13 protein-coding genes are annotated in these 14141 nt (G+C 66.7%); 5 read left to right on the top strand and 8 right to left on the bottom strand.

The window, feature by feature from the left end; all coding sequences use genetic code 11:
- Window positions 1-27 precede the first annotated feature (27 nt).
- Both VI123_RS05390 and hmgB read left to right on the top strand, forming a co-directional pair.
- Window positions 28-714, top strand: coding sequence for a hypothetical protein (locus VI123_RS05390; RefSeq protein ID WP_336337019.1), 687 nt, complete (start codon window positions 28-30; stop codon window positions 712-714).
- A 98-nt stretch (window positions 715-812) separates the two neighbouring features.
- Window positions 813-2150 carry a hydroxymethylglutaryl-CoA synthase gene (hmgB, locus tag VI123_RS05385; RefSeq protein WP_336337018.1) on the top strand — a complete coding sequence of 446 codons (1338 nt, stop codon included), beginning with the start codon at window positions 813-815 and terminating at the stop codon, window positions 2148-2150.
- A gap of 33 nt (window positions 2151-2183) precedes the next feature.
- Here hmgB and VI123_RS05380 read toward each other — a convergent pair whose 3' ends face one another.
- From VI123_RS05380 to VI123_RS05370, 3 genes are read right to left on the bottom strand one after another with little or no spacing between them, the layout of a single operon-like run.
- Window positions 2184-2891 carry a helix-turn-helix domain-containing protein gene (locus tag VI123_RS05380; RefSeq protein ID WP_336337017.1) on the bottom strand — a complete coding sequence of 236 codons (708 nt, stop codon included), beginning with the start codon at window positions 2889-2891 and terminating at the stop codon, window positions 2184-2186.
- A 52-nt stretch (window positions 2892-2943) separates the two neighbouring features.
- Window positions 2944-3492, bottom strand: coding sequence for a type IV pilin (locus tag VI123_RS05375; protein ID WP_336337016.1), 549 nt, complete (start codon window positions 3490-3492; stop codon window positions 2944-2946).
- A gap of 54 nt (window positions 3493-3546) precedes the next feature.
- The gene (locus VI123_RS05370) at window positions 3547-4116 is read right to left on the bottom strand and encodes a hypothetical protein (RefSeq protein ID WP_336337015.1); all 570 of its coding nucleotides are present in this window, start codon (window positions 4114-4116) and stop codon (window positions 3547-3549) included.
- A gap of 100 nt (window positions 4117-4216) precedes the next feature.
- Between VI123_RS05370 and VI123_RS05365 the strand changes: the two genes are divergently transcribed.
- The gene (locus tag VI123_RS05365) at window positions 4217-5716 is read left to right on the top strand and encodes a replication factor C large subunit (protein ID WP_336337014.1); all 1500 of its coding nucleotides are present in this window, start codon (window positions 4217-4219) and stop codon (window positions 5714-5716) included.
- On the opposite strand, the gene VI123_RS05360 is transcribed toward VI123_RS05365, so the two are convergent.
- The 5 genes from VI123_RS05360 to VI123_RS05340 form a co-directional block, all read right to left on the bottom strand.
- Window positions 5717-6697 (bottom strand): amino acid ABC transporter permease, encoded by a 981-nt coding sequence (locus VI123_RS05360; protein ID WP_336337013.1) that lies wholly within the window; start codon window positions 6695-6697, stop codon window positions 5717-5719.
- 3 nt (window positions 6698-6700) lie between these two features.
- Complete coding sequence (locus VI123_RS05355; protein ID WP_336337012.1) at window positions 6701-7453, bottom strand: amino acid ABC transporter ATP-binding protein; 753 nt, start codon at window positions 7451-7453, stop codon at window positions 6701-6703.
- Window positions 7450-8130 carry an amino acid ABC transporter permease gene (locus tag VI123_RS05350; RefSeq protein WP_336337011.1) on the bottom strand — a complete coding sequence of 227 codons (681 nt, stop codon included), beginning with the start codon at window positions 8128-8130 and terminating at the stop codon, window positions 7450-7452. The genes VI123_RS05355 and VI123_RS05350 overlap by 4 nt, the downstream gene beginning before the upstream one ends.
- Window positions 8131-8133: 3 nt before the next feature.
- Window positions 8134-8928 carry a basic amino acid ABC transporter substrate-binding protein gene (locus VI123_RS05345; RefSeq protein WP_336337010.1) on the bottom strand — a complete coding sequence of 265 codons (795 nt, stop codon included), beginning with the start codon at window positions 8926-8928 and terminating at the stop codon, window positions 8134-8136.
- Window positions 8929-8998: 70 nt separating this feature from the next.
- The gene (locus VI123_RS05340) at window positions 8999-9487 is read right to left on the bottom strand and encodes a COX15/CtaA family protein (RefSeq protein WP_336337009.1); all 489 of its coding nucleotides are present in this window, start codon (window positions 9485-9487) and stop codon (window positions 8999-9001) included.
- 128 nt (window positions 9488-9615) lie between these two features.
- Here VI123_RS05340 and VI123_RS05335 point away from each other — a divergent pair, with 128 nt between their 5' ends.
- Both VI123_RS05335 and VI123_RS05330 read left to right on the top strand, forming a co-directional pair.
- Window positions 9616-11529: a methyl-accepting chemotaxis protein gene (locus VI123_RS05335; RefSeq protein WP_336337008.1), complete on the top strand. Its 1914-nt coding sequence runs from the start codon at window positions 9616-9618 to the stop codon at window positions 11527-11529.
- 157 nt (window positions 11530-11686) lie between these two features.
- Window positions 11687-13939, top strand: coding sequence for an NADP-dependent malic enzyme (locus VI123_RS05330; protein WP_336337007.1), 2253 nt, complete (start codon window positions 11687-11689; stop codon window positions 13937-13939).
- Window positions 13940-14141: the final 202 nt, after the last annotated feature.

Below are 14141 nucleotides of genomic sequence, written 5' to 3'. Positions count from 1 at the left end.
CTTTACTGTGGATGAGTGTCCTGAGGTATGGGTGACCTGTCGCGGCGCGGCTTCGGAGCCTCGGTGCTTGCCGCGCTCTCCGCCGGCTGTCTCGGGAGTCGACCTGAACGGGAGTCCGAGACGACGCCAGTCCCGGACCCGACAGCGTCACAGCGAGTCGCTACGCCTGACGGCACCGGTACGGCTTCGACACCGGCGGCCGACAACGCCGTCGCGCGGGCCGACACGCCGCCGGCACAGCGGGCCGAAGCGGTCCAGACGAACAGCACGGAAGAATCTTCGGCCCGCCTCCAGGTCGAAACCGAGACACCGACGCCGACGCCCGAACCGGACCACCGGTCGGTCGACACGTCGTTCCGGCTTGAGGAAAACGAGTACCAGGATTACACGGTCGAGGCGACCGGCCAGACGACGCTGACGTACGACCTCATCGTCCGGCGCGGCCCGGCCGTCGACGTCATCCTGTTCACCGAAGAGGAGTACCGGGCGTTCCAGCGCCACTACCGGGCCCGGTACGCCGACGAAGTGTCGCGGTTCCACCGGACGAACGTCCGCGAGAACCGGATTACCATCGGGCCGGGAACGTATCGGCTCGTGGTCAACAACACCGACTGGGAGCGCGCCGTTCCGTCGGTCGACGAGCCGTACGACGCTCTCGAGGGCGAGTGCATCGTCGACCTCTCGTTCAGTACGGAACCGGCATCCAGCGAGTAGCCGGCTCACGGATAGCTCACAGTCCGTCGGCACAGTACTAGTCAATCGTCGAAAGACCAGTCGACAAACCCATATACGTCCGTCCTGACGTTAGACCCATGACTGCAGTCGGTATCGACGCCATGGAGATATGGACCGGGAAGCTCAAACTCGACCTCGCGGAGACGTTCGCGCCGGCGCAGGGAGACGACCCGGGGAAGTACACGAAGGGGCTGGGACTGCGCGCCTCGTCGTTCCCGGACGTGTACGAGGACATCGTCACGATGGGGGCGAACGCGGCCTACCGACTGATGGACCGGAAGGGGCTGACACCCGACGATATCGGCCGTATCGACGTGGCGACCGAGAGCGCCTTCGACAACTCGAAGCCGGTCTCGACGTACATCGCGGGCTGTCTCGAACAGGTGTACGACGAGAACTTCCACCACGCCAACAAGGGCGAGCGGAAGTTCGCCTGTATCTCCGGCACACAGAGCCTCGACGACGCCTACAACTGGATTCGCGCCGGGCGGAACCGCGGCCGGGCCGCGCTCGTCATCGCGACCGACACCGCGCTGTACGCCCGCGACGACCCCGGCGAGGCCACGCAGGGGGCCGGCGCGGTGGCGATGCTCGTCGACGAGGACCCCAACCTGGTGGAACTCTCGACCGAACAGGGGTACGGCAGCGCCGACGAGACTGACTTCCTGAAGCCGAACCAGCAGTTCCCGTCGGTCGACGGGAAACGCTCGGTGAACGTCTACCTCGCCCGCATGCGCGAGGCGCTGGAGGACTTCGCCGCGGTGGCCGGCGACATCCACCCGGGCGACTACGAGATGATTCCGTTCCACACGCCGTTCCCGGGGATGGTCCGAAAGGCCGCGGCGCTCGGCTACCGACACATCGTCCGCGGGACCGACGTGGGCGACCTCCTCGCCGAGGAAATCGGGCACCAGCCGACCCGCTCGGAGTTCGAGACCGACGACGAGTTCCACGCGGCCATCAAGGAGTACACGGACGCGCTCACCGAGACCGAACGCTACCGGGACTGGTACGCGAGCGCCATCGAGCCGACGCTGGAAATCTCCCGCGAGGTCGGCAACTGGTACACCGGCTCCGTCCACATCGCCCGCGCGTCGGGTCTGAAACACGCCCGCGAGAACGGCCTGGACCTGGACGACGCCCGACTGCTGGTCGCCTCCTACGGCTCCGGCGCGCAGGCGGAGGTCCACGCCGAGACTGTCGTCCCCGGCTGGGAGGACGAAATCGCCGCACTCGACGTCGACGAGCAGATTCGAAACCGCTACGAACTCTCCTTCGCGGAGTACGAACAGGTCCACGACGTACACAACCACGAGACGGAGACGGACGTCGAGGAGTTCACCGCACCGGAAGGCGAGTTCGCCTTCGACGGCTGGGGCCGGATGGGCGAGCGGAAGTACCAGTACGTGGAGTAGCGAGGGGCGCGAACGGTTTTTACAGCGAGCCGCTCAGGGAAGGTCTCGCAGGCCGCCGAGCAGGTCCTCCAGGTCGATATCGGTAATCGCCAGCGAGAAGTCGTCGATACGGGCGAGGTCCTGCGCGTGCTCCCAGACGGCCTCGTCCTCGAGCCCGTGAAGGATGACCGCGTTGGGGGTCGGCGAGACGACCCGGAGCGCGACCAGCGGGGACTCGCCGCGGGTCACGTTCGTGAACACGAGCGCGCGGTTGGTCGACTGGCCGTACAGTTGGTAGAACTCGTCGGAGGAGAGCCGCGTGATGGCGGCGATTGAGTTGATGACAGTGTGGCCCGCCACGGTGTCCGTGCTGCCGCGGTACAGCTCCTCGGCGTCGATGGCGTCGTAGACGCGCTCGACGCCGACGTTCGCGGAGTACTCCCGGAGGTCGTGGACCACGTCGCTGTCGAACCCGGCCGAGAGGACGCGAGCGTGCTGCCGGATGTGGTCGCCGCCCCGCTCCTCGTCGATGTCGAGCAGCGCGACGACGAGCCGCCGGACGACGCCGATACCGGGGTTGTCCCGCCGGCCGCTCTCGTAGTCCGAGACCACGGACGGTGACACGTCGAGTTCGTCCGCGAGTTCGGTCTGTGCGACGTCGAAGTCGGTGCGCCACTTCCGGAGCGTCGCCCCTGGCTCGTCGCTCAGTGCCACCTCGCCCGCCATCTTCTCCGCGAGATCGTCGCGTGCACCCCCTGCCATTAGTTCACACGCTGGAGGGACGCGAACAAAAGGGTATCGGAACCGCGAGCGCTTACCGGCGAGCGGTCAGTTCGACCGCGGCCAGAACCCCGTTCGAGGGGGCGTGGACGACGCGCACGTCGATGGTGTCGCCCGGTTCGACGGTGCCGCCGCCGGCGTTCAACTGGAAGGAGATGGCTCGTCCCGCGGTCCAGGGCTGGCCCCCGTCGGCGATGACGCCGCCGACGCAGTAGTCGTAGACGACGTTGTCCGGGTCGTCGGTGTTGTTCGCCGCGAGTGCCGTCCCGGGGACCGGCAGATCGACGAGGCGGGCCGCCGCGTCGGGAAGCGCGACGGCGACTTCCAGTTCGTCGGCCGGGACCGAGTCGCCGCCGGCGTGTCGAACCGTCACCGTGTTCGCGCCGCACCCGGACGACGGGCCGGTCACGAACTGCCCCGTCGACCTGGCGACGACCGGCGTCCGGCGGTCCGACTCGCCGACCGCGTGCAGCGCGACCCCGCCGACTGTCGCCGCCAGAAGGACGGTAATCGAGAGCACGAGGACCACGCCGACCACTGGGGAGACGCCGCGGCGGGCCCGGTTGTAGCTGGAGCGGCTCACGGCTGGTAGCCGCTTGCCGCGCCTTCGGGCAAAAACCCCAGCAGCGGGTCGCCGTTAGGACTCGCCGACCGTGGCAGCCACTGTGGCCCCGACGGCTCCGAAGACGGCTGGGTAGACGATGCCGGCGAGGAGGACTGCCGTCAGCAGCGTCGGCGCGCCCTGGCCCGACTCGCCGGCGCTGACGGTGAACAGCACAGCCCCGAGGACCGCCAGCGGGAGGTAGCCCAGCACGACGGCGGGACCGACGCGGACCGCGCGGCCGATGTCTGTCGCCCCGTCGAGACGCGCCGTCGCGGTTCCCGCGGCCGTCAGCAGCGCCGGCGGAAGCAGGTACAGGACCGGCGACAGCGACTCGCTCTCGGCGATGAAGTTGACCGCCGACGTGCCGCCGAGGAAGGGGATGGTGACGGTAATCGTCGTCGTCACGAACTGGGCGTTGAAGAACACCCAGCCGACGATTTTCCAGGCTGCCCGGCCGTCGCCGAACGACTCGGCGATGTCCGTCAGCAGCGCGTCCTGGACAGTGGCGATGCTCATGGCGTAGACGAGGACGTACGTCAGGACGAACGCCGCGACGCCGGCGAGGGCACCGACGGCGTAGCTCCGACGGGCTGTGTCACTCATGCCGGTTAGGCCGCGGCCAGTGACGGGGATAGGTCTTCTGGCTCCGGGCGGCGGTGTGGCTCCGCAACCACTAAACGCCGGTCGCGCCAACCACGACCCAATGGACTGGACGGAGAAGTACCGCCCGACGACGCTGTCGGAGGTGCGGGGCAACGACAAGGCCCGCGACGCACTCAAGGAGTGGGCGGAGACGTGGGACGACCACCGCGAGGCGGTCATCGTCCACGGGTCCCCGGGCATCGGGAAGACCTCGGCCGCCCACGCGCTGGCAAACGACATGGGGTGGCCGACCATCGAACTCAACGCCAGCGACTCCCGGACGAAAGACATCATCAACCGGGTGGCCGGCGAGGCCGCCAAGTCCGGGACGCTGACCGCCGGCGGTCGCGGCCGCCGACTGGTCATCATGGACGAGGCGGACAACATCCACGGCAACGCCGACCGCGGGGGTGCTCGGGCCATAACGGCCCTCGTGAAGGAGGCCAGCCAGCCGATGGTGCTCATCGCCAACGAGTACTACGAGATGTCCAACGGCCTGCGAAACAACTGCCAGGACATCGAGTTCCGCGAGGTCTCGCCCCGCTCTATCGTTCCGGTCCTTCGTGACCTCTGTCGCCAGGAGGGCGTCGAGTACGAGGCCGACGCGCTGGAGGACCTCGCCGAGCAGAACAGCGGCGACTTGCGTGGCGCGGTCAAGGACCTCCAGGCCATCGCCGAGACGACCGAGCGGCTGACCGCCGACGACGTGGTGACCGGCGAGCGCGACACCACCGAGGGCATCTTCGAGTACCTCGACGTGGTGCTCAAGGAGGGCGGCGCACAGGAGGCGCTGGAGGCGAGCTACGACGTGGACGAGACGCCGGACGACCTCATCAACTGGATAGAGGACAACATGCCCAAAGACTACGAGGGGGCCGAACTGGCCAGGGCCTACGAGTTCCTCTCGAACGCCGACCAGTGGCTCGGGCGGGTCCGCGAGACGCAGAACTACTCGTTCTGGCGCTACGCGGGCGACAACATGACCGCCGGGGTCGCCGCAGCACGGAACGGCACCAAGGGCGGCTGGACCCGCTACGGCCCGCCGAGCTACTGGTCGAAGCTCGGCCGGTCGAAAGGGACGCGAAACACCCGCGACTACGTCGCCCAGCAGATAGCCGCCATCGACGGCGTCTCGATGCGGACCGCCCGCCGTGAAATCATGCCCTTCCTCTCGACGATGACCCACCACTGCCGGAACCGCGAGCTAACGGTTGCGATGGCGGCGACCTACGACCTGGAGGCCGAACACGTCTCGTTCGTCACCGGGTCGGGCAAGGACACGAACAAGGTCCAAGACATCGTCGCGGACGCGGAGGCGCTCCGGGAAGAGGCCGCCGTCGAACACTCCGGCGGGGTCTTCGACGGCGCGAGCGCCGAAGGCGGCGACAGCGCGGGCGAGGCCGACGACGCGACCGGCGACGCTGACGAGGGGAGCGACGACCAGCAGGTGCCGCTCACGACAGAGGACGGCGGCGGGTCCGACGCCGAGGCCGACGCGGAATCAGCGAGCGAGGCCGCCGAAGAGGACGACCAACAGTCCGGCCTCTCCGACTTCATGTAGTCACCGGCCGGTCGTGCCGAGACCGGGAATCGCGACCTGGCCCTCGACGTACTCCATCAGGAGCGACGCCGAGATGACCAGCGCCAGGTACAGCAGGCCGGCGAGGACGAACAGCTCCGTGTACCGGTAGGTCTCGCTGGCGATGGCGTCGGTCCGCTCGAACAGTTCGCGGACGGTGATGAAACTCGCGAGCGACGAGTACTTGATGAGGTAGACGAGCTCGTTCGACCAGCCCGGAATCGCGTAGCGCAGGCCCTGTGGCAGGACGACGTGTCGTATCCCCTCGACTTTCGAGAGCCCGATTGCGCGCGCGGCGGTGAGTTGGCCCTCCGGCACGGAGTTCAGCGCCGAGCGGATGTACTCCGACTGGTAAGCCGCGCTGTTGAGGGTGAACGCGATGACGGCCACCCAGAACGCCTGGGCGGGGATGTACCCGGTCCCCACAGCGGGCAGGCCGCGGATGTAAATCGAGAGCCGCGTCGCGAAATAGAGGACGAACAGCTGGGCGAGCAGCGGCGTGCCCCGGAACAGCTCCGTGTAGGCGAGCGCCGCCGACCGGGTGACAGTCCCGCCGTACACGCGGGCGACGCTGAGCGGAACCGCGATGAAAAAGCCCAGCGCGGTGCCCAGGACCGTCAGCAGTATCGTGGCCCAGACCCCGGTCGCAAGCTCCGGGAGGTAGGGAACCGACGCCGCCAGGAACTCGAAGAAGCCGGCGACCCACCCGACGGGGAACCCGAGTGGCCCGAGGCTCGCCGCGAGACCACCGAGCGCCGACGCGGCCGCCTCGAACGGAGCGGTGGGAAAGAACGACGTGCCGCGCTCGACGAGCGCGCCGTCAAGCAGGAAGTCGTTCGTCCATCGCACGACGAGCCACGTCCAGAAGACCGCGACGGTGAGCACCGTCAGCGGCTGGTCCGTCAGCCCGGCGGCACGGGCGCGAATCGTCCGCCCGGCGGTCGTGGACTCCGGCGTCCCCATCGGTCACTCCCCCTCGTGGCTCGTCTCCAGGCGGCTGAGGAACTCGCCGGTCCGGGCCGCCTGCGGGTTCTCGAACAGCTGTTCCGGCGGGCCGTGTTCGACGATGCGCCCCTCGTCGAGGAAGATGATGTCCGAGGCGGCCGAGCGGGCGAACCCCATCTCGTGGCTGACGACGAGCATCGTGATGCCCTCGGCGGCGAGGTCACGCATCACGTCGACGACTTCGCCGACGAGTTCCGGGTCGAGCGCGCTGGTCGGCTCGTCGAACAGCAGCAGCTTCGGGTCCATCGCGAGCGCGCGGGCGATGCCGACCCGCTGTTTCTGGCCGCCGGAGAGTTCCGCCGGATAGGAGTCGGCCTGGTCCAGCAGTCCCACCTGTTCCAGGTGGTCGTAGCCCTTCTCCTGGGCCGCCTCCTTGTCCATGCCACGGACTTTCCGCAGGCCGAGCGTGACGTTGCCGAGCGCCGTGAGGTGGGCAAAGAGGTTGAAGTCCTGGAACACCATCCCCACTTGCTTGCGGAGTTCGTTCACGTCCGTGTCGGCGTCGGTGACGCAATCGCCGTCAAGGTAGATGTCGCCGCTGTCGATTTCTGTAAGGCGGTTGACACACCGTAGCATAGTCGACTTCCCGCTGCCGCTGGGGCCGATGACCACGTCGACATCACCGGCGTCCATGTCGAAACTGACGCCCGAGAGCACCTGCTCCGCGCCGTAGGACTTGTACACATCGTCGAGTTTCAGCAGGGGGTCGCTCACGCCCGCTCACCCCCCGGAATGCTGAAGCGGTCGTCGAGGCGGTCGAGCGAGCGGTTCGTCACGAACGTGAGGACGAAGTAGATGAGGCTCACAGTCAGGAAGATTTCGAGCGCGGCCGTGCTCTGGCCGCCCTGGTAGAGGTTCTGGCCGACGGTCAGCAGTTCGCCGAGGCCGATGACGATGGCGATGCTCGTGTCCTTCAGGACGATGGTGAACTCGTTCTGGAAGCCCGGGACGCTCCGGCGAAGCGCCTGCGGGACGACCACGCTGCGTATCGCCTGCAGCCGACCCATGCCGACGGCGCGGGCGGCTTCCAGTTGCCCCTCGTCGACGCTCTGGAGCGCGCCGCGGAATATCTGTGACTGGTAGGCGGCGCTCCGCAGGCCCAGGGCGACAGTCGCGGTCACGAAGGCGCTACTGGACACCGAGAGCCCGAAGAAAAGCAGGATGATGATGACCAGCAGCGGCGTCCCCCGGAGCACGACGCCGGCCGTCTCGACGGCGCGCTTGAGCGGGCCGCTGCCGTACACTTCGACGGCGCCCGCGGGGAACCCGAGCAGGAAGCCCAGCAGAATACTCGCCGCTGTCAGCCCGATTGTGACGCCGGTGCCGGCGAGCAGCAGGTCGAGGTTCCCGACGACGAACGCCCAGTCACTCTGCAGCGGGAGGAGTGGCATCGGTTACTGCTGGCCGAACCACTTGTTCGTCAGGTCCTGGTACGTGCTCCCGTCCCGTACCGTGGCCAGGCCGTCGTTCAGCGCCTGCGTGAACTCGTCGTCGTCCTCCCGAACCCCGAACCCGAAGTTCTCGCCGGTCTCGTAGGTGAACGCGATGGTGACCGGGCGCTGGGCGGCGAAGGTCTGGGCGACCGGCTCGTCGATGACGACGGCGTCGATGTTGCCGTTCTGGAGGTCCTCGATGGCCAGCACGTAGTTGCCATACGAGTTGTAGTTCGACTCCTCGAGGTTGCCCGGCTCGATGAGCTCCGACTGAATCGTGCTCTCGCCGGTGGTCCCCTTCTGTGCGCCGACGGGACGTCCCGAGAGGTCCGACAGCGACGACGGGGAGAAGTCGCCGTCCTCGCGGACGACGATAGCCTGGTTCGAGCTGTAGTAGGGGTCAGTGAAGTCGATGGTCTGGTCGCGCTCGTCGTTGATAGTCATCCCCGCCGCGACCACGTCGATGTTGCTGTTCGTCAGCGCCGGAATCAGGGACTTGAACTCGTACTCTTCCCAGCCGGCCAGCGTGTAGTCGGTCTCGTCGACGACCGCTTCGAGCAGGTCGACGTCGAACCCGACGAGTTCGCCGTCCTGCTTCATCTCGAAGGGCGGGAACCCGGGTGCGGTCCCGGCAGTGATTTCCGTGCTCCCGTCGCCGCCGCCACCGCCGCCGAAACAGCCGGCGAGCGAGACGGTCACTGCGGTTCCACCGACCGTGGAGAGGTACTGTCGTCGTGAAAGGCCGTCGTCTGACATAATCCCGACCACACGACAGACCGGAATATATCTTACGTGTTAACTACAGGGGTGGTACCCGCCGCCGTGGTCAGTCGTCGGCGCGGGCCGCGTGCTGGCTGTCGGCCGACTGCACGGACGGCGACTCCGCGGTGTCTGTGTAGGCCCACGCCGTCGCCGCGACCATCGCGCCGAAGATGAGCTGTGCGGCCCCGTGGTGGAGGACCTGCGCCGTGGCACCGAAGTTGAAGATGGTGTTCGCGCCCAGCAGTATCTGCACCGGGAGCACGACCGTGGCGACGCCGGTCGCGAGCTTTATCCGCCGGCTGTACTCACCGCGCCACGCGGCGACCGTCGAGCCGAGGATACCGAAGCCGGTAATCATCGCGACCAGCCGGTGGAACCACTCGACGAAGCTCGCCCAGTTTGCGGGGAACAGCCCCATCCAGCCGTCACAGAACGGCCAGCGTGCCTCGCAGGTGAGCCCGGCACCGATAGCACCGGTGTACACGCCAAGCAGGATGAGTGCGAACGTCAGCACCGTCGTCGTCGCCACCAGTCGGCGGAAACGGGTGGTCATACCTAGACCTTCGGTTGCACGTACTTATGCTCTCTTTTCGCACTCGACCGACGAGTGCAATTATCTTTACTGATACTATTGGGGTCATCTTTATCTACAGGTGTCATGGAAGGGAAGATAGTTACCCCATGTTCGAACGCATCCGCACCTACATCTACGGCCAGGAGTCCAGTTCTTCGGACGCTCCGGCCCCACGGGCGGACGGAGGACTCACGGCGAGTGACGGGCAGACCCGCTTTCTGACCGACGCTCTCGACCCGGACTCGCCGCGGCTCAGGGACCGCTTCGACGACCCAGAAACCGCCGCCATCGGAACCCAGCACGTCGAACGGCAGTTCGAACTCGCGCCCGACGAGCTGCGGACGCTCGTCGAGGAGTACGAAGCCGCCGGAATCAGCCGAGACGAGTTCGTCGCGACCCAGGAGTTCGTCACCGAATCGCTCGTCGAGGGCGCGTTCGACCAGCTCCGGGACGAACTCGGTCCGGACGCACAGGCTGCCATCGACGCCGTCGAGACCGAACTCCAGGAGGGTCTGGAGGCGACACAGTACGTCTCCCGGACCGGCGTCGACGCGTTCGCCGAGTCCGAACCGAGTGGCGGCTCCGCCGCGGGGCTGAACTACCACGACGTGTTACACCACATCGGAACGCCGCTCTTCGTGCTGGATACCGACGGCGACATCCTCACCTGGAACCGTTCTATCGAGAACCTCACCGGCGTCTCGGAGGCCGAGGCGAAGGAGATGGAGATGGCGAGCATGGCGTTTTACCCGGACGGGCGACGCGGGAAGACCCTCGCCGACAAGGTCCTCGACGCGCCCGAGACCACTCACACGGAGTACGACGTGCCGAAGGTCGAGGGCGAGGACTTCACGCTGTACCGCGATACGAGCGTGATGGCCGACCAGCACGGCAACGAGCGCAACATCTCGTTCAGCGCCGCCCCCATCTACGACGAGGACGGCGAACTCATCGCCGTCGTCGAGATGGTCCAGGACCGGACCGACGAGGCCAACCGTCACGAGGCGGTGACGAACCTGGTCGAGGAGGTCAAATCGACCATGGCCGCGCTCGAGAGCGGCCAGCTCGACGCCCGGGCGTCGTTCGACCGGTCCGACGGTGCCGAGTACGTCGACGACCAGCTGTGTGAGGTCGTCACCTCGCTCAACGACATGGCCGAACAGGTCGAGCGGCTGGCGGACAAGGTCGACGAACAGGCCCAGCAGCTCGCAGTCGCCATCGAACAGACGAACTCGTCAGCCGAAACCGTCGAGAGCCGGGTCACCGAACAGACCGAGGCCCTGTCGGAGGCGGCCGACAACATCCAGAACATCGGGGCCGGGATGGAGGAGGTCGCCGCGACGTCGAGCGAGGTCGCGTCGGCGGCCAAACGGGCGAGAGAGGCCGCCGAGGACGGGTCGGACGCCGGCGAAGCGGTCATGGAGGTCACGGACGGGCTCGCCGAGACGAGCGACGACCTCGTCGACACCGTCACCGACCTCGACGAACAGATGGACGAAGTCAGCGAAATCGTCGAGATAATCGCCGACGTGGCCGAGCAGACGAACATGCTCGCGCTGAACGCCAACATCGAGGCGGCCCGCGCCGGCGAGAGCGGGAGCGGGTTCGCCGTCGTCGCCGACGAGGTGAAGACACTCGCCAACGAAACGAGCGAGTACGCCTCGGAGATATCGACCAGCATCACGACGATTCAGGCGCAGGCGAACGAGACCGCGGACATGGTCGGGACCACCCACGAACAGGTCGAGCACGCGGAGTCCGAGATTTCGGACGCACTGGACGCGCTGGACCGTATCTCCGACGCCGTCGAGGAGGCGACGCGGGGCATCCAGGAGGTCGCCGACGCCAACGACGACCAGGCGAGCGCTATCGAGGACGTGACTTCGATGGTCGAAGACGCCCAGACCCACGCCCAGGAGGCCGAGTCGGCGACGAAGGAAATCGTCGAGGCGGCCGACCAGCAGGAGGACGCGGTCACCGAACTCACCGCCCGGGTCGGCGAACTCACCAACGCGAACTGAGGGGCGCGGGCGGCACAGCCGGCGGCTGTTTTCCAATTGACGGGACGTTCCGGTGCCGTAGACCGCCACTCGGCGACTGTATTCGACAGCTGTCGTTGTACCGCTCGTCCGTTGACGGTAAACTTGTCTTTTTTACAGTTGGGTTCGACGTCGGGGTATGGGACTTGACGAGGACGCACTGGAGTACCACCGGAGCGAGCCGCCGGGCAAGATAGAGATAGCGACGACGAAGCCGACGAACACACAGCGTGACCTCTCGCTGGCGTACTCTCCCGGCGTCGCGGCACCCTGTCGGGAAATCGACAAGGACCCCGAGCGGGCCTTCGAGTACACCGCGAAGGGGAACCTCGTCGGGGTCGTCTCGGACGGGTCGGCGGTGCTCGGCCTGGGCGACATCGGCCCGGAGGCCGGCAAGCCAGTTATGGAGGGGAAGGGCGTGCTGTTCAAGCGCTTCGCCGACATCGACGTCTTCGACGTGGAACTGGACGCCGACGACGCCGAGGCGATGATACAGACGGTCCAGGCGATGGAGCCGACCTTCGGCGGCATCAACCTCGAAGACATCGCCGCCCCGGAGTGTTTCGAGGTGGAGCGCCGACTCAGCGAGGAACTGGACATCCCGGTGTTCCACGATGACCAACACGGTACCGCGATAATCTCCGGGGCGGCGATGGTCAACGCGGCCGACATCGCCGGGAAGGAACTGGACGAACTGGACGTCGTCTTCTCCGGTGCCGGCGCGTCGGCCATCGCCTCGGCGAAGTTCTACGTCTCGCTGGGCGTCTCGAAGGACAACATCACGATGTGTGACTCCTCGGGCATCATCACCGAGGAGCGTGCGAAACACGAGGAACTCAACGAGTTCAAACAGGAGTTCGCCCGCGACATCCCCGAGGGCGGCCTCGCCGACGCGATGGAGGGGGCGGACGTGTTCGTCGGCCTCTCGGTCGGCGGCATCGTCGACCAGGAGATGGTGCGGTCGATGGCCAGCGACCCCATCATCTTCGCGATGGCCAATCCGGACCCCGAAATCGCCTACGAGGACGCCAAAGCGGCCCGCGACGACACAGTCATCATGGCCACCGGCCGCTCTGACTACCCCAATCAGGTGAACAACGTCCTCGGTTTCCCGTTCATCTTCCGAGGCGCGCTCGACGTGCGTGCGACCGAGATCAACGAGGAGATGAAGGTCGCCGCGGCCCGCGCGCTCGCGGACCTCGCCAAGCAGGACGTCCCCGACGAGGTCGTCAAGGCCTACGGCGACCAGCCCCTGCAGTTCGGCCCGGACTACATCATCCCGAAACCCCTCGACCCGCGGGTCCTCTTCGAGGTGACGCCCGCGGTCGCCGAGGCCGCAATCGAGAGCGGCGCGGCGCGGACGGAAATCGACACCGACGCCTACGTCGAGAAACTCGAGGCCCGCCTGGGCAAGTCCCGCGAGATGATGCGCGTCGTGCTCAACAAGGCAAAGAGCGACCCACAGCGGGTCGTCCTCGCCGAGGGCCACGACGAGAAGATGATTCGGGCGGCCTACCAGCTGGTCGAGCAGGGCATCGCCGAGCCGATTCTCATCGGCGACGCCGACCGCATCGAGTCCACGCGCCGGAAGTTCGGCCTGGAGTTCGACCCCGTCGTCGTCGACCCCGAGACCGCCGATGTGGCCGACTACGCCGACCGGCTGTACGAGATTCGCCAGCGCAAAGGCATCACGCGCCGCGAGGCCGAGGAACTGGTCCGGGACGGGAACTACCTCGGCAGCGTGATGGTCGAGATGGGCGACGCCGACGCGATGCTGACCGGCCTGACCCACCACTATCCATCGGCGCTACGGCCGCCGCTGCAGGTCATCGGCACGGCCGACGACGCCGACTACGCGGCCGGCGTCTACATGCTGACGTTCAAGAACCGCGTCATCTTCTGTGCCGACACCACCGTTAATCAGGACCCCGACACGGACGTACTGGAGGAGGTCACCCGACACACCGGGGAGCTGGCCCGTCGGTTCAACGTCGAACCGCGGGCGGCGATGCTGTCGTACTCGAACTTCGGCAGCGTCGACAACCCCGGGACGAAGAAGATTCGCCGAGCGGTTTCACGCCTGCAAAGCGACGACCGCGTGGACTTCCCGGTCGACGGCGAGATGCAGGCCGACACTGCCGTCGTGGAGGACATCTTGCAGGACACCTACGAGTTCTCCGAACTCGACGACCCCGCGAACGTCCTCGTGTTCCCGAACCTGGAAGCGGGCAACATCGGCTACAAACTGCTCCAGCGGCTGGGCGGTGCCGAGGCCATCGGGCCGATGCTGGTCGGCATGGACAAGCCCGTCCACGTCCTCCAGCGCGGCGACGAGGTCAAAGACATCGTGAACCTCGCCGGCGTCGCCGTCGTCGACGCTCAGCAGGAGTAACCGACTACCCGTCTTTTCGCAGGAACGTATCCGTTTGTGAGGGTGTCATAGAACTGTTGTCAGATCCGAGTTGAAACGGTAGTACAGACCAAATGTTGATCATTCAAACCCTATCGAATGGCTTGAAGACATGCTCCAGTCCTATACTTCCAACTATTTCCGGTGGCGTGATTGACGGCCGAAAACATATATCGCAACCAGC

It is taken from the genome of Haloarcula sp. DT43 (genome assembly GCF_037078405.1).
Classification (GTDB): domain Archaea; phylum Halobacteriota; class Halobacteria; order Halobacteriales; family Haloarculaceae; genus Haloarcula; species Haloarcula brevis.
The sequence above is the reverse complement of the archived record's forward strand: the minus strand, read 5'-3'. Positions and strand labels throughout refer to the sequence as shown.